This window comes from Pyruvatibacter sp. (genome assembly GCF_040219635.1).
Lineage (GTDB): Bacteria > Pseudomonadota > Alphaproteobacteria > CGMCC-115125 > CGMCC-115125 > Pyruvatibacter.
In genome coordinates this window covers 22,492-38,202 of record NZ_JAVJSC010000006.1, presented here as the reverse complement: position 1 = coordinate 38,202, position 15,711 = coordinate 22,492, and the positions used below count along the sequence as shown (strand labels likewise).

Here is a 15,711-nt window from a genome sequence, read left to right as displayed (position 1 = left end):
GCTGCCGCACATTAACCGTGCCTCACCCCGTCGCAAATGAGAGTGGACCCCGGATCAAGTCCGGGGTGACGGCGTTTGGGCGGCTGGGCTATTTGTTGAGCCTGATCGATACCGAGCGGCCGTGGGCTTCGAGCCCCTCAGCGTCTGCCAGCGCGACGGCTGCCGGGCCGATGCGGCCAAGGCTTGCGGCATCGCATTTCACCAGCGATGTGCGCTTCATGAAATCCAGCACCGACAACCCTGACGAAAACCGCGCCGAGCGGGCGGTCGGCAGCACGTGGTTTGTACCGGCCACATAATCGCCGACGGCTTCCGGCGTATAGCGGCCCAGGAAGATGGCACCGGCATGGCGGATCTTGTCTGCCAACGGTTCAGGGTCGGCTACCGCAAGCTCCAGGTGTTCGGGCGCCAGCCGGTTGACCAGCGGCACGGCATCCTCAAGCGACGCCACCGTGATGATGGCACCATACCCATACCAGCTTGCCGCAGCGGTAGTCTGGCGGCTCAACATCCCAAGCTGGCTTTCAACCGCCAGCGCCACTTCGTCCGCACACGTTGCATTGTCAGTTATCAGAATAGACTGCGACGACGGGTCATGCTCGGCCTGACTCAGAAGATCTGCCGCAATCCATGCAGGATCGTTTTCACCGTCAGCCACCACGAGGATTTCAGATGGCCCGGCGATCATGTCGATACCGACCGTGCCGAATACCTGCCGCTTGGCAGCCGCCACATAGGCGTTGCCGGGGCCAACGATCTTGTCCACCGGCGCGATGCTATCCGTGCCAAATGCCAGCGCGGCCACGGCCTGCGCGCCGCCGATGCAATACACCTCGGTGACGCCCGCCAGCTTTGCTGCGGCAAGCACCAGCGGGTTTTCGATACCGTCTGGCGTTGGCACCACCATCACCACGCGCTCAACACCTGCCACGCGGGCGGGTATGGCGTTCATCAAAACGGATGACGGATAGGCCGCCGTGCCACCGGGCACATATAAACCCGCAGCGTCCACCGCCGACCAGCGGTGGCCAAGCTCCACGCCTGCGTCGTCCGTGAAGCGCATCGACTGCGGCATCTGGCGGGCATGAAACGCCTCGATGCGCGCTGCGGCGAGTTTCAGCGCGTCCATTGTGTGTGCAGGCACGTTGGCGGCAGCCGCATCAAGACGCGACTGAGGGATTCGCAGATCATCCGCACCTGTCAGCGACACGCGGTCAAACTTGTTTGTGAGCTCAATGACCGCCGCATCGCCGCGCGCACGCACGTCAGCAATGATCGCGGCCACATCTGTGTTGACGTCCACGGCAGTTTCGCGCTTTGCGGTCAACAGGTCGGCAAACTGCGCCTCAAAGTCGGCGGCGCGCGCGTCAAGGCGGCGTGGTTGGGTGCGGTCAGTCATGTGCAGGTCAAACCGGGTTGCAGGCCTAAAGGTCGTGGGCGGGCTTTGAGGTGGTTTCCCACGCCGTGCCGATATCGGTCAAATGGCCCTCAATGCACTCCACGTCCAGTGCAATCGTGCCGCCACCGGCAAAATCAAGCGTAATTGTGCCTGCGGGGCTGTTGTCTTCGCCGTCCGGGGCAAAGCGGATGGCCAGCAACTCCACCACCGCGTCTTTTGCATCCAGCTTTATATTCTGCGAGCGGACGGCCAGCACGTCGTCAAAGTGCAGCCCTGTGCGGATACGCGAATGCCCGCGCTTTGTATCCTGTTCCCAGCGGAAGCGATTGAACACGGCAGCGAAGCGGCGGCGCTTTTTCTCATAGGCAAAGTCGCCCACCAGCGTCACCGCATCCTGGAGATGGGTAGATGCAACAGTAAGATCATCAGCGTCTTCGATGCGCAGGCGCAGGGGTTTCATGAGCAGTCCAAAACGTCTTAACCGGCCAGCCGGGAAATATCCGCACCGCAGTTCGAGAGCTTGTCTTCCAGGCGCTCAAATCCGCGATCCAGATGATAAACGCGAGAGATAACCGTTTCGCCCTCCGCCGCCAAGCCCGCGATCACCAGCGACACCGACGCCCGCAGGTCTGTTGCCATCACCGGCGCACCGCGCAGCGCCTTGACGCCGGACACAATGGCGCGGTCGCCATGCAGCGACACAAGCGCCCCCAGCCGGGCCAGCTCCTGCACATGCATGAAGCGGTTTTCAAAAATCGTTTCGGTCATCTGCGCATTGCCGTCGGCCATGGTCATCAGCGCCATGAACTGGGCCTGCAGGTCTGTGGGAAACGCGGGGTAAGGCTGGGTGACAATATCAACCGGCGTCACCGGCGTGCCGTTGCGCGCCACGCGAAGGCCCGCATCCACATCCTCGATCGTGATGCCGGCCGCGGACAGCGCCTGCAACGGCGCCTCAAACAGGCTGCGGTCGGCGCCGGTCAGCGTCACGTCACCGCCGGCCATTGCCACCGCCATGGCATAGGTGCCGGCCTCGATACGGTCGCAGATGACAGCCACCTGCGCCCCGTGCAGCTTGTCCACGCCGGTAATGCGCAATGTGGAGGAGCCCAGCCCGTCAATCTTCGCGCCCATCGCCACGAGGCATTCAGCCAGATTGGTGATCTCCGGCTCACGGGCGGCGTTTTCAATGATTGTCTCGCCTTTGGCCAGAACAGCGGCCATCAGCACATTGTGGGTGGCACCGACAGAGGGCATGGAGAACCGCACTTCGGCACCCCGCAACCCGTCCTTGGCGCGTGCAATGACGTAGCCCTTGTCGAGCTCAATGGTTGCGCCGAGTTTCTCCAGCCCCTGCAAATGCAGGTCAACCGGCCGCGTACCGATGGCACAGCCGCCAGGCAACGACACATCCGCTTCGCCGCAGCGGCCCAGCAACGGCCCAAGCACCCAGAAGCTGGCGCGCATCTTCGATACAAGCTCATAGTCCGCGTGCGTGCTTTCTATGGTGCGCGCGGTGAGCCGGATGGTGCGGCCGCCGGGGCGGTATTTCGCGTCCGGCCCGAACCCCGCCAGCCGTTTGGCCTGCTCCACGCCCAGCGACAACCGGCCCTCGGTGCGCGTGGTGAGCGGCTCCCACTCATCGTTGCCGTTGAGCACATCAATCTCGACACCCAGTTGCGCGAGCAGGCGGGCGAGCGTTGCAATATCGGTGAGGCGCGGCAGGTTGGTGAGCACCAGCGGCTCATCCGTCAGCAGGCTGGCGATCATCAGTGGCAGGGCGGCGTTCTTGGCGCCCGAAATGGGGATTTCGCCATGCAGCGCCGTGCCGCCGGTAAGCCTGATCCTGTCCATGAGCGGGCATATCCTGAGTGAAACGCGAAACAGCGGTGTGTCGCCGTCTAATACGCCATTTAATAAGGCGCTGGTGAGGCGAAAAGATTAAGCGTCTTTGGTGGCCGATGACGTGGTGCCTGCTGCGCGGGCCTTCGCCTGCTGCTTGCGGCGCTGGAGGTTGGCTTTCAGAGCAGCCGCCTGCTTTGCCTGCCGGTCCGACAGGCCCGCGTCAGGCGCACCGCGCTCACGAGCGCCGGATTTTTTGGTGGATTTCATGTGGTCAGAGCCTTTTTGAGAGCGCGCGACAGGCTGCAAAATGCAGTGCCGGGCCGAATTGCGCGCGATCCTGCAAAGCTGCGCGCCCAGGGTCAAGGTCCGCTGCGGCATACCGGGTGTTTGGCCGCGTGTTTGGCCGCATGTGTGGCCGCGTGTGTGGCGGGTGAAAAGCGGTATTGCGGGGGGCAACCGCATATGGCAGTTTCCGCCCTCGCCTGGCGGGCCGTTAACCCAATTTGATTGGTTTTCCCCGATGCTTCCGCCAGCAACACGCCGCGGTAGCTCAGTGGTAGAGCGCACCCTTGGTAAGGGTGAGGCCGGGAGTTCAATTCTCCCTCGCGGCACCATTTCTTGTCTTTTTGCCTCACGCGCGCAGCGCTCCGGCGGGGCGGCGCACTAGCGCCGACACCCGGTCGGGTGTTTGGGGTGCGAAGCCTTTACCTCACATGCGCAGCGCTCCGGCGGGGCAGCGCAAAAGCGCCGACGCCTGATCGAGGCCTTGCGTTAGTGCCGCCAGTGGCCCGCCACCCACACATGCCGCGCGCCGTTCCAGCGCCAATACCCGTCGGTCCAAACAGCAAAGGCGCTTGGGCGCGCCGGTCGCACAGTCACCACCCGGCGTACCGGCGGTGCCACGCGCACAACCACGTTTGGCCTCACAACCACAGCCTTTGCTGCAACACCCTTGGCAACCACATGGCGCGGCGCAGCAGCAGCCTCAGACGGCGCAAACGCCGTTCCCGCCACCAGCGCACACGCGGTAATGACGGCGGCAGAAAAAGCACGGCGCGAAACTCGGATAGAAGACGTCATAACTGTTCTCCTGACTGAACAAGCAGGGCACTCACGACATCTTCAACGGGGTGGGGAGGAATTTCCGTCGAAGTCAATAAAAAAGCCCCGGCGGAGTGTTCCGCCGGGGCTTTGTTTGTCGCGTCTGACGCCTTGGTGTTAGGCGGCCTGGTAGCCGAGGACGGCTTTGACTTCGAGGAACTCTTCGAAGCCGAACTCGCCCCATTCGCGGCCGTTGCCGGACTGTTTGTAGCCACCAAACGGGGCATTAAAGTCCGGGCCAGCGCCGTTCAGGTGCACGTTGCCGGCGCGGATCTTGCCGGCCACTTCGCGGGCGTGCTCGATGTTGCCGGACTGCACGTAAGACGACAGACCGTATTCGGTGTCGTTGGCCATCTCGATGGCCTGCTCTTCCGTCTCGTAGGTGAGGATGGAGAGCACCGGGCCGAAAATCTCCTCGCGGGAAATTGTCATGTCCGGCGTCACATCGGCAAACACCGTCGGGCGCACATAGTAGCCCTTGTTGAGACCATCAGGACGGCCCGTGCCGCCGGTCAGCAGTGTTGCGCCTTCGTCGATGCCCTTCTGGATCAGATCCTGGATCTTGTTGAACTGAACCTCTGAGACAACCGGGCCGATGGTTGTGCCTTCGGCGAACGGGTCACCGGCTTTCACGCCTTCAGCAGCGGCCTTGGCCACAGCCTTGGCTTCGTCGTTCTTGGACGCGGGCACAAACATGCGCGTGGGGGCGTTGCATGACTGGCCTGAGTTCATCATCACGCCCTGCACGCCACCGGCAACGGCTGCCTGAATGTCTGCATCTTCCAGCACGATGTTGGGGGACTTGCCGCCCAGCTCCTGTGCCACACGCTTCACCGTGTCGGCGGCAGCCTTGGCCACCAGAATGCCGGCGCGGGTGGAGCCGGTGAACGACACCATGTCCACATCCTTGTGGCTTGAAAGCGGCGCACCCACGCTGGGGCCGTCGCCATTTACAAGGTTGAACACGCCCTTGGGCACGCCTGCTTCATGCAGGATTTCAGCCACCAGAATGGCGTTGAGCGGCGCTACTTCAGACGGCTTGAGCACCATTGTGCAGCCAGCGGCCAGCGCGGGTGCCACCTTGCAGACGATCTGGTTCACCGGCCAGTTCCACGGCGTGATGAAACCGCACACGCCCACAGCTTCCTTCCTGATCTGTGTGGTGCCGCGGGTTTCCTCGAACTGATAGTTTTTCAGGATTTCGAGATTTGTTGTGAAGTGGCCAAGGCCGGTTGCAGCCTGCGCTGCCTTGGACAGCCAGATCGGCGCGCCCATTTCAGTCGCGATGGTTTCAGCAATCTCGTCATAGCGGCTTTGATAGACCTGAATGATCTTTTCAAAAACGGCAATGCGCTCTTCGCGTGTGGTGTTGGACCATGCGGGGAACGCGGCCTTGGCGGCGGCAACCGCCGCATCCACGTCAGCCGCTGAGCCCATCGAGATTTTGCCACAGGGCTCTTCGGTGGCGGGGTTGATGACATCCAGCGTCTTGGGGGTGGCGGGGTCAACCCAGGCACCATTGATGTAAAACTGAAGGGCTTCTTTCACGTGTTTTCTCCCGTAGTGCGGGGGCGGCGCTGTGACCGGGTGCCCGCGTTTCGCAAACTGTGTCTGAGGCGAGCGCGCCACCAAGAATGTCGCGCTCAATTCCCCCTCTGGCATATGGGGGCGGGCCGCTGGCAAAAGGCAATTTTCCCGCTCTTTTTTGCGCTGAACCCGTATCCGGGGCGGACTCTTGCACAAACACCCGCCGCGTCGCTAGTGCTGTGGACCCCTCAGATTCGGTCATTTTTGCGCTCACGGCGGGTAGCGCCTCCGCGGGGGCGGCCTGACCGGCCGACGCGCGGTCGCGCGCCTGGCTGGACGGCGCACGGCAGCGCTCTACGGCAACCTGTATCTTCAGGGCCGGTCTGACTTCCGGATTGCCTCCCCGCGACTTGGTCGCGGGGCCCAGAGCGGCACGGCACGAACCGCAGCAACCTAGAGTGTCCGCAACCATTCAATCATATGCGCGGCGATCTCCTCGCCCTTGTCGTCCTGCAGGAAGTGGCCGGCGTTCTGGATGGTTTTATGCGGCTGGCCTTTGGCACCCTTGAAGCGTTTGGCAAAGACCTTGTCCTGACCGGCCGTCACAGGGTCACTATCCGAGAACACCAGCAGCACGGGTGTGTCCAGCTTCTCCAGCTTTTTCCATGCGGCGTGGCCCTGACCAAGTTCACTGGGCACCAGCCACGGCATGGCGCGCGGGCCTGCCATATAGGGTTCGTCGGGGAATGGGGCCTGATAGGCGGCAATCTCGTCATCGCTCAGTGTGCTGATTGTTGCGGATTGCAGCGTCGCGCCGGGGTTGAACTCGCGCGCATAGCGGGCGTGGGCAATCCAGTCTGGAAACCCGTTGATCTTGTCCATGCTGGTGATGCTGTCGCCCTTGCGCCACGCCTGAAAGCGCGTCAGCCAGCGGCCGATCGCCGACATGGGGAACGGTGCTGCGGGCAGACCCGTATTGCCCGCGATGATGGATGCAAAACGCTGCGGTATTTCAGCCACCACACGCAGACCAATCAGACCGCCCCAGTCCTGCACAAACACGTTGATGTCTTTGAGGTCCAGACCTTCAATAAAGGCGCGCATCCATGCGACCTGGCCTGAATACGTGAAGGCATCCTTGGCAGTGGGTTTGTCGGACTTGCCAAAACCCACAAGATCGGGCGCGATGACGCGGTATCCGGCGGCGACCAGCGGCGGGATCATCTTGCGGTAGAGGTAGCTCCAGCTTGGCTGGCCGTGCAGCAGCAATACCACCCTGCCGTCGCGCGGGCCTTCGTCCACGTAATGCATCTCAATGCCCGGCGCGACACTCTGATAGTGCGGCGCAAAGGGATAGTCCGGCAGGTTTTCAAACCGTTCGGCGGGCGTGCGGATGATGGTTGTTTTCGGCTGCGACACGTTGAAAAATCCTCTCTGCGGCGATGCTGTGCGCAAAAGGTGGCCATGCGACGCTGATTGCGCAAGCGCTATATTTTTCGTCAAGCCGCGCATTATGGGATTTGCATCTGGGGCGACGAACCGTGCCGCTTGATGAGACGCCGGGAACCGCTAAACTCCCGTGCAAACAAATATATACGCCTGTGTGGAGGAGACCCCGATGCATGATCTCGTGATCCGGAACGGCCTGGTTTATGACGGGTTGGGCGGCAAACCCTACGAAGCTGACGTGGCAATAGATGGCGGCGTGATTTCCGCGGTTGGCACGGTTAGCGCCGCGGGCCGTGAGGAGATTGACGCCGCAGGGCAGATCGTGACGCCGGGCTTTGTTGATCCGCACACCCACTATGACGGTCAGGTCACCTGGGACCCCTATTTGCAGCCCTCGACATTTCACGGCGTGACAACCGCTGTGATGGGCAATTGCGGTGTGGGCTTTGCGCCCTGCGCGCCTGATCGTCACCACTGGCTCATTGGCCTGATGGAAGGCGTGGAAGATATTCCGGGTACGGCGCTTTTTGAGGGCATCAAGTGGAACTGGGAGAGTTTTCCCGAATACATGGATGCAGTGGAAGCCTCACCGCTGGCCATTGATGTGGGCCTGCAACTGCCCCACGGCGCGTTGCGCGCCTATGTGATGGGTGAACGCGGCGCGCGGCTTGAGCCTGCAACCCGTGAAGACACCGACAAGATGGCGACGCTGGTGGAAGACGCACTCAACGCGGGCGCGCTGGGCGTGACAACATCGCGCACGGAAAAGCACCGCGACAAGGATGGCGAGCATACGCCCACCTACAAAGCCGAAGAGATGGAGCTTACCGGCATTGCCGAAGCGATGAAGCGCGCGGGCAACGGCGAGGGCAAGGGCGTCTTTCAGTTGATTGCGGATTTCCGCGACATCGACTGGGAGTTCGATTTGCTGCGCAAGGTCGTTGAAGTGTCCGGCAGGCCACTGTCGCTCACCATCGAGCAGGACGACCGACACCCGGATATCTGGCACCAGGTGCTGGACAAGATTGCCGAAGCCAACAACGACGGCCTGCCCATGCGCGGGCAGGTACCGCCACGTGCCACCGGCGTGGTGATGGGGCTGACGGCCTCGATCAACCCGTTCTTGCTGTATTCCACCTTCCACGAAATCATGCCGCGTACGCTTGATGCGCAGGTGGCTGCCCTTAATGACCCTGATTTCCGCGCCCGACTGCTCGCAGAAAATGTCGAATACAAGGAAGGCGAGATTTCCACCCAGTTGTTCTCGTGGTTCCACAAGATGTTCAGGCTGGGCAGCCCGCCCGACTATGAACCGGCCCCTGAGGACAGCGTGGCCGCCCATGCCGAACGCGAAGGCCGTGACCCGCGCGAGGTATTGCTGGACTGGATGGCGGAAGATGACGGCAAGGCGCTGATCTATTTCCCTTTGATGAACTACCTGCCGGGCGATCTGTCATTTGTCGAGCAGATGCTCAAGCACCCCAATACGGCCTTTGGCCTGAGCGACGGCGGAGCGCATGTGGGCATCATCTGCGATTCGAGTTTTCCCACCACATTGCTCACCCACTGGGGCCGCGACCGCACACGCGGTGAAAAGCTGCCGCTGGAGTGGATCATCAGTGGACAGACAAAACGCACCGCTGAACTTGTGGGTCTGTATGACCGGGGTGTGCTGGCACCGGGCATGAAGGCGGACGTGAACGTCATCGACTTTGAAAACCTCACAATGAGCCGCCCTGAAATCGTGTATGACCTGCCTGCTGGCGGCAAGCGCTTTGTGCAAAAGACGCGCGGCTACACCGCTACTATTGTCTCTGGCGTTGTGGCTTTCCGCGAAGGCGAGCCGACAGGTGCCTTGGGCGGCAAGCTCATTCGCGGCAGCCAGGCACGCCCTGCGGCCGCGGGCGTGCAGGCAGCGGCTGAATAAGGAAACCGACTATGACTGATAAAACTCTGCACGAGCTATCCCCCGCAGACGTCAAAGCGCGCATGGATGCGGGCGACGTGGTGGTGATTGATGTGCGTGAGCCCAAAGAATATGGCGGCGAGCGCATTCCCGGAGCGCTGAACTTTCCGCTGTCGACGTTTGATGCCTTTGCCCTGCCGACCGGCGGCAAGGAGATCATCCTGCATTGTGGTGTCGGCAAACGCTCAGCCATGGCCGCACAAAAATGCTTTGAAGGCGGCGCTGCCGAAGCAACTCATATGGCCGGCGGCCTTGGCGCATGGAAACAGGCGGGACTGCCACTGATCGTGACGGACCCTGAGACGGGGCAGCCAACGCTCAGAAGTTAGCCAGCACACATACGCGCAACCATCCGCAAAGCCGGAAGGCACCTGGGAGAACACCAACATGACCGGCGCACCACCCGAAAAGTTCAGCGGTACAGCAAAGACGCTGCACTGGATCACGGCCCTGCTGGTGCTTGTCGCCATCCTGTTTTCATTCGGCGTCATTCCACCCGGTTTTGAAGGCATGCCGCTGGACGAGCGCCTGCAGACCCTGATGATTCACTCCGGCAACGGCATTTTGGTGCTGGCGCTGACGCTGTACCGCATCCGGTACCGGCGCACCCACACGCCACCCGCCTACCCGGCCACCATGCCGGAGTGGCAAAAGACAGCCTCCAGATGGAACGTGTACGGACTGTATGCGCTGCTGATCTATCAGCCGATCATCGGCATCGTCCACGGGCTGACCTATGTTGACGGGAACATCGTGCCATACGGCCTGTTCAATCTGACGGGCCTCGCACCATCAGATGCAGCCGTAACGCAGGTTTTTCATGCCTTGCACGGCATCGGCGGGCTGGCGCTGTCCGCGCTCATCATTGTGCATGTGGCCGCCGCCATGAAGCACTGGCTCATTGACCGGGACAAGGTCTTTCAGCGTATGCTGCCATTTGGCCGGGTTTAATCAACTGCGCACATCCACCAGCGGGCCGTGGCTGATCTTAGGCAGCACCAGCCGGGAAAAATACTCGGCCTCTTTGGCGTGCGGGTAGCCGGAGAGAATGAACGCTGAAAAGCCCATCTCGCGGTACATCTCAAGTTTGGCAGCTACCTGATCCGGGTTGCCGACAATAGCAGCACCGCAGCCGGAGCGGGCCTTGCCGATGCCCGTCCACAGGTTTTCTTCCGCAAAGCCTTCGTCGTCGGCACCGTCGCGCATCATGGCCTGACGGCGCACGCCTTCGGATGTGGCGTCCAGCGCGCGGGCGCGCAGCTTTTCACCTTCCTCCACATCAAGTTTCGACATGATATGGCGGGCATGGGCGCGCGCCTCTTCTTCGGTTTCGCGGACAATGACATGCACGCGGTAGCCGAATTTGAGTTCGCGGCCATGGGCGGCGGCGCGCTTGCGCATATCGTCAAGCAGATCCTGCACCTTGTCTTTGGTGTCGGGCCACATGAGGAACACGTCAGCGCCCTTGGCGGCAACTTCGCGCGCTGCGGGTGACATGCCGCCAAAGTAGAACGGCGGGCATTTGCCGGACACCGTGCCGATACGCATGGGGTCAAGCTGCATCTGGTAGTGTTCGCCATCAATGTCCACGGACTTGCCATCAAGCAGTGTACGGACGATCTCCATGGCTTCCAGCGTGCGTCCATAGCGCGGGGCTGAGTCCATCGTCTGGCCGGGCATGTCGGAAGAAATGATGTTGACTGTCAGGCGGCCGCCGAGCATTTGGTCCAGCGTGGCGATCTGCCGGGCAAGTTGTGGCGGCCACATTTCACCGCAGCGGACTGCGAGCAACAGCCGCATGTTTTTAACAGTTGGCGCCACGCCCGCCGCAAAGGCCACAGGGTCAATGCCCAGCGAAAAGCCGGACGGCAGCAAAATGTTGTCGAAGCCGCCCGCCTGCGCCGCATCGACAATTTTTTTGCAGTGCTCGAACGTGGAGAGAAAGGCCGGATCCTGCGTGCCCAGAAACTCGGCATCGTCGTCACACAGGGCCGAGAACCAGGAGATTTCAACGGGTGTGGTCATGGCGTGGGGCCTCTTAAGGAAGCGGCTGGCCGAGGGCCGCCTCGTAAACGGAATACCACTCAGTGCGGCTGAGCGTGATGTCCAGTGCGCTCATGGCCTCCGCAACGCGCGCGGGTGTTTGGCTGCCGATGATGGGGATAGGGGCTGACGGATGGGCCAGCACGAAGGCAAGCGCTGCGGCGGTGCGGGTGGTGGCATGGGTGCGGGCGATCTTGTTGAGCGCCGTGATGACATCGGCCAGTTGCGTGGTGGAAGCCTCCCCCGCATCCAGCATCAGGCGGCCCCCGGCAAGCGGGCTCCACGCCAGCGGCGTCATGGCGGTTGCCATACATGCGTCCAGCACACCATTTGAAACCGGCTCAATGGCGATGGCTGAAAGCTCCGGCTGCTGCGTCGCCAGAGGGTGATCGAGATGGGCCTGAAGGGCGGCAATCTGCGACGCTGTGACATTGGACAGACCGAACTCGCGGATCTTGCCCTCCGTGCGCAGGGCCATCAGCGTATCGGCAAGTTCGGCGGGGTGTGTCAGCACATCGGGCCGGTGCACCTGATAAAGGTCGATGACATCTGTTTTGAGCCGGGTGAGTGACGCTTCGCAGGCAGCACGCAGATAGTCCGCGCTGCTCTCATACGGCGTGCCGGGAATGATGCCGCCCTTGCTGGCCAGCACGATTTTGTGCCGCAGGCCGGGCGTGGCCGCCAGAACCTCGCCCAGCAGCTCTTCGGCGGCACCAAAATGCATGTCGCTGTCCAGACCATAGACGTCGGCTGTATCAAACAACGTCATGCCTGCATCAAGAGCGGCCTGCGCCTTTGCGGCGGCCGTGGGCACATCCGTGCCCGCGTAGCGCCACATGCCATAGGCAATGGGGGCGACATGCAGGTCGCTTTGGCCCAACCGGCGGGGGCCTTTTGCAATGACGAGATCAGACATTTATTTCCTCTGGTATTTCCTCTGGCATTCGCTCTGGCTGGTCGCGTAAGACTGCTCCCTTAACACAGGCTGGAGTGCGACGGTATGGGCGACACACTACGCTACGCGATTATTGGCGCGGGCATGATGGGCAATGAGCACATCCGCAATATTGCGATTATTGACGGCGCGCAGGTGGTGGCCGCCGCCGACCCGCACGAAGGTTCGCGCGACTGGGCCAGGCTCACCATGGGCGATGCGCCGATTGCGCTTTATGCGGACTACCACGAAATGCTGGCGGCCGCTGACACGTTTGACGCCGTCATTATCGCCACCCCCAATCACACCCACCGCGCGGTGCTGGAAGATGTGTTTGCCACCGGCAAACATGTGCTGATTGAAAAGCCCCTGTGCACCACTTTCGAAGATTGCCAATGGGTGAAGGCTGCAACGCGCAGCTACCCCGGCGTGGTGTGGATGGGGCTTGAATACAGGTGGATGCCGCCGGTGACGCGCTTTGTGGAACAGGTACGCGCCGGCGCTGCGGGTGACGTGAAAATGCTCACCATCCGCGAGCATCGGTTTCCCTTCCTGCAAAAGATCGGCGACTGGAACCGCTTCAACCGCAACTCAGGCGGCACGCTGGTGGAAAAAAGCTGTCACTTCTTTGATCTGATGCGTCACATCATCGGCTCTGAGCCGCGCCGGGTGATGGCATCCGGCGGCCATGACGTGAACCATTTTGATGAGCGCTATGACGGCGAAATGCCGGACATCATGGACAACGCCTTCGTGATTGTTGAGTTTGATAACGGCGTGCGGGCCTGTCACGAACTATGCATGTTCGTGACAGCGCTTGAGCAGCGCGAACACCTGACGGTAACCGGCACCAAAGGCGCGCTTGAAGTGCTGATTCCGCAAAGCGAACTGGCGCATACGCTCAACACCGGCAATGAAACAATCCGTACAAAGATTGATGTTGACCAGCGCGTACTTGATGCAGGCCATCATCATGGGGCGTCCTATTACCAGCACCTGGCGTTTCAGGATGCCATCAGGGCGCAAACCCCGCCACTGGTAACGGTTGACGACGGACTGCGGTCCGTCGCCATGGGACTGGCGGCGCACCGTGCGATTGATGAAAAGCGCGTGGTGGATATGGCTGAGTTCGGTTTATAGAAAAAAGGGCGGGCCTTTCGACCCGCCCTCACTGTCGTTTTGTACATGCCGCTCTAGGCGAGGTCGAAGCGATCCAGCTCCATGACCTTGGTCCATGCGGCCACAAAGTCAGTGACAAACTTCTCGCCGGCATCGTCGGTTGCATAAACCTCAGCCAACGCACGCAACTGCGAGTTGGAGCCGAAGATGAGGTCCGCGCGGGTGCCTGTCCATTTCACCGTGCCCGTCGCGCGGTCGCGGCCTTCAAACACCGCGTCGTCGTCTGATGTCGCCGCCCAGGTTGTGCCCATGTCGAGCAGGTTGACGAAAAAGTCATTCGTCAGTGTGCCGGGCGTGCCTGTGAGCACACCGTGGTGTGAGCCGTCGGCATTTGTGCCCAGCACCCGCATACCGCCTATGAGGACGGTCATTTCAGGGGCTGTCAGCGTCATGAGCTGGGCGCGGTCCACCAACAGTTCTTCCGCCGATACGCTGTATTTGCCCCTGAGATAATTGCGGAACCCGTCAGCGGCGGGCTCAAGCACGGAAAATGACTCAACATCCGTTTGTTCCTGCGTCGCGTCAGTGCGGCCCGGCGTGAATGGCACGGTTACGGTATGGCCCGCATCCTTTGCCGCCTTCTCGATGGCTGCACAGCCACCCAGCACGATCAGGTCTGCCAAAGACACCTGCTTTGCGCTCGATTTGCTGAATGCCTTAAGCAGCTTGCCGCCCGCGCTGGCCTTGTTGAAAGCCTGCTGAATGCCTTCGAGAGTCTGCAGAACCTGCGCAAGCTGCGTGGGCCGGTTTACCTCCCAGTCTTTTTGCGGGGCCAGACGAATGCGCGCACCGTTGGCACCGCCGCGCATATCTGACCCACGGAAGGTGGAGGCAGAGGCCCAGGCGGTGGAGACCAGTTGCGACACCGTGAGGCCTGAGGCGAGGATTTTCGCCTTGAGGTCGGCAATGTCCTGCGCGTCAACCAGCGCATGGGTAACCGGCGGCACGGGGTCCTGCCACAGCAGGTCTTCGGCAGGCACATCCTTGCCCAGATAGCGCGCCTTTGGCCCCATGTCGCGGTGGGTGAGCTTGAACCAGGCGCGTGCGAACGCATCCGCAAACTCATCCGGGTTGGCGTGGAACCGGCGGGAGATTTTTTCATATGCCGGGTCCATGCGCATAGCCATGTCGGCCGTGGTCATCATCAGGCGCACTTTTTTGCCGGAGCCATCCACCTCAGGGGCGTGGTCCTTCTCAGCCAGGTCTTTGGCCGCCCACTGGTTGGCACCTGCGGGGCTCTTGGTGAGTTCCCACTCATAGCCGAACAGCACGTCAAAGTAGCTCATGTCCCAGGTAGTGGGCGTCGGCGTCCATGCGCCTTCAATGCCGCTGGTAATGGTATCGACGCCCTTGCCGCTCTTGTGGGTTGAAAGCCAGCCCTGGCCCTGTGCCTCAATGGGCGCACCTTCCGGCTCAGGGCCAACGAGCGCCGCATCGCCTGCGCCGTGCGCCTTGCCGAAGGTGTGACCGCCTGCCACAAGCGCCACGGTCTCCTCATCGTTCATGGCCATGCGCGCAAACGTCTCGCGGATGTCACGGCCTGATGCGATCGGGTCCGGCGTGCCGTTGGGGCCTTCAGGATTCACATAGATGAGGCCCATCTGCACGGCGGCCAGAGGGTTGTCGAGTTCGCGGTCGCCCTTGTAGCGCTCATCGCCGAGCCATGTGTCTTCGGAGCCCCAGTAGATGTCCTCTTCGGGTTCCCACACGTCAACACGGCCACCGGCAAAGCCGAAAGGCTTCAGCCCCATGTCTTCAATGGCGCAGTTGCCCGCCAGAATCATCAGGTCCGCCCAGGACAGCGCCTTGCCGTATTTCTGTTTGATCGGCCACAGCAACATGCGCGCCTTATCAAGATTGCCGTTGTCGGGCCAGCTGTTGAGCGGGGCAAACCGCTGGGTGCCGGTGCCCGCGCCGCCGCGCCCATCGCCAATGCGATAGGTGCCGGCTGAGTGCCACGCCATGCGGATGAACAGCGGTCCGTAGTGGCCATAATCAGCAGGCCACCAGTCCTGGGAGGTTTTCATCAGGTCAAAAATGTCCTGCTTCACCGCATCCAGATCCAGCGCTTTGAAGGCGGCAGCATAGTCGAAGTCCGGATCCATCGGGTCTGACTTGGCGGAATGCTGGTGCAGGATTTTGAGGTTCAACTGGTTGGGCCACCAGTCGCCGTTGCCGCGTGCCCCTGCGGAACTGTTGATATTTGAAATGACGGCGCCGCCGGAAAAGGGGCAGCCGGATGCGGGTGCTGTGGTGTCGCTCATAAGA

At 61.7% G+C, this 15,711-nt stretch carries 14 protein-coding genes and 1 tRNA gene; 5 read left to right on the top strand and 10 right to left on the bottom strand.

From position 1 onward, the window contains the following. Positions 1-88: 88 nt before the first annotated feature. The 4 genes from hisD to RIB87_RS11265 all read right to left on the bottom strand — a co-directional run bounded on the left by hisD (position 89) and on the right by RIB87_RS11265 (position 3,511). Positions 89-1,399 carry a histidinol dehydrogenase gene (gene hisD, locus RIB87_RS11280; RefSeq protein ID WP_350146652.1) on the bottom strand — a complete coding sequence of 437 codons (1,311 nt, stop codon included), beginning with the start codon at positions 1,397-1,399 and terminating at the stop codon, positions 89-91. A gap of 25 nt (positions 1,400-1,424) precedes the next feature. Next, positions 1,425-1,859 carry a DUF2948 family protein gene (locus RIB87_RS11275; protein ID WP_350146650.1) on the bottom strand — a complete coding sequence of 145 codons (435 nt, stop codon included), beginning with the start codon at positions 1,857-1,859 and terminating at the stop codon, positions 1,425-1,427. Positions 1,860-1,876: 17 nt separating this feature from the next. Continuing rightward, the gene (murA, locus tag RIB87_RS11270; RefSeq protein WP_350146648.1) at positions 1,877-3,253 is read right to left on the bottom strand and encodes a UDP-N-acetylglucosamine 1-carboxyvinyltransferase; all 1,377 of its coding nucleotides are present in this window, start codon (positions 3,251-3,253) and stop codon (positions 1,877-1,879) included. Between the two features lie 87 nt (positions 3,254-3,340). Further along, positions 3,341-3,511 (bottom strand): hypothetical protein, encoded by a 171-nt coding sequence (locus RIB87_RS11265; RefSeq protein ID WP_350146646.1) that lies wholly within the window; start codon positions 3,509-3,511, stop codon positions 3,341-3,343. A 272-nt stretch (positions 3,512-3,783) separates the two neighbouring features. Here RIB87_RS11265 and RIB87_RS11260 point away from each other — a divergent pair. Continuing rightward, positions 3,784-3,858, top strand: a tRNA-Thr gene (locus tag RIB87_RS11260). 157 nt (positions 3,859-4,015) lie between these two features. Here the strand turns inward: RIB87_RS11260 and RIB87_RS11255 are convergent. The 3 genes from RIB87_RS11255 to RIB87_RS11245 all read right to left on the bottom strand — a co-directional run bounded on the left by RIB87_RS11255 (position 4,016) and on the right by RIB87_RS11245 (position 7,291). Continuing rightward, the gene (locus RIB87_RS11255; RefSeq protein WP_350146643.1) at positions 4,016-4,324 is read right to left on the bottom strand and encodes a YXWGXW repeat-containing protein; all 309 of its coding nucleotides are present in this window, start codon (positions 4,322-4,324) and stop codon (positions 4,016-4,018) included. Between the two features lie 138 nt (positions 4,325-4,462). Then, positions 4,463-5,893 carry an aldehyde dehydrogenase family protein gene (locus RIB87_RS11250; RefSeq protein WP_350146641.1) on the bottom strand — a complete coding sequence of 477 codons (1,431 nt, stop codon included), beginning with the start codon at positions 5,891-5,893 and terminating at the stop codon, positions 4,463-4,465. Between the two features lie 432 nt (positions 5,894-6,325). Next, positions 6,326-7,291, bottom strand: a complete 966-nt coding sequence (locus RIB87_RS11245) for a haloalkane dehalogenase (protein ID WP_350146639.1) — start codon at positions 7,289-7,291, stop codon at positions 6,326-6,328. 199 nt (positions 7,292-7,490) lie between these two features. Here RIB87_RS11245 and RIB87_RS11240 point away from each other — a divergent pair, with 199 nt between their 5' ends. Genes RIB87_RS11240 through RIB87_RS11230 form a run of 3 tightly spaced genes read left to right on the top strand, consistent with a single transcriptional unit; the run spans position 7,491 to position 10,238 of the window. After that, complete coding sequence (locus RIB87_RS11240; RefSeq protein ID WP_350146637.1) at positions 7,491-9,248, top strand: N-acyl-D-amino-acid deacylase family protein; 1,758 nt, start codon at positions 7,491-7,493, stop codon at positions 9,246-9,248. An 11-nt stretch (positions 9,249-9,259) separates the two neighbouring features. Continuing rightward, on the top strand, positions 9,260-9,616 hold the full coding sequence (locus tag RIB87_RS11235) for a rhodanese-like domain-containing protein (RefSeq protein WP_350146635.1): 357 nt from the start codon (positions 9,260-9,262) through the stop codon (positions 9,614-9,616). Between the two features lie 58 nt (positions 9,617-9,674). Then, positions 9,675-10,238, top strand: coding sequence for a cytochrome b (locus RIB87_RS11230; RefSeq protein ID WP_350146633.1), 564 nt, complete (start codon positions 9,675-9,677; stop codon positions 10,236-10,238). Here RIB87_RS11230 and RIB87_RS11225 read toward each other — a convergent pair whose 3' ends face one another. Together RIB87_RS11225 and RIB87_RS11220 are read right to left on the bottom strand one after the other, a co-directional pair. Next, entirely contained in the window at positions 10,239-11,312 is a 1,074-nt protein-coding gene (locus RIB87_RS11225) for an LLM class flavin-dependent oxidoreductase (protein ID WP_350146631.1), read from the bottom strand. A 13-nt stretch (positions 11,313-11,325) separates the two neighbouring features. Then, entirely contained in the window at positions 11,326-12,246 is a 921-nt protein-coding gene (locus tag RIB87_RS11220; RefSeq protein ID WP_350146629.1) for an aldo/keto reductase, read from the bottom strand. 84 nt (positions 12,247-12,330) lie between these two features. Between RIB87_RS11220 and RIB87_RS11215 the strand changes: the two genes are divergently transcribed. Then, entirely contained in the window at positions 12,331-13,404 is a 1,074-nt protein-coding gene (locus tag RIB87_RS11215) for a Gfo/Idh/MocA family protein (protein ID WP_350146627.1), read from the top strand. A 53-nt stretch (positions 13,405-13,457) separates the two neighbouring features. On the opposite strand, the gene katG is transcribed toward RIB87_RS11215, so the two are convergent. Then, a complete protein-coding gene (gene katG, locus RIB87_RS11210; protein ID WP_350146625.1) occupies positions 13,458-15,707 on the bottom strand; it encodes a catalase/peroxidase HPI in 2,250 nt (749 codons plus the stop codon). Positions 15,708-15,711 lie beyond the last annotated feature (4 nt).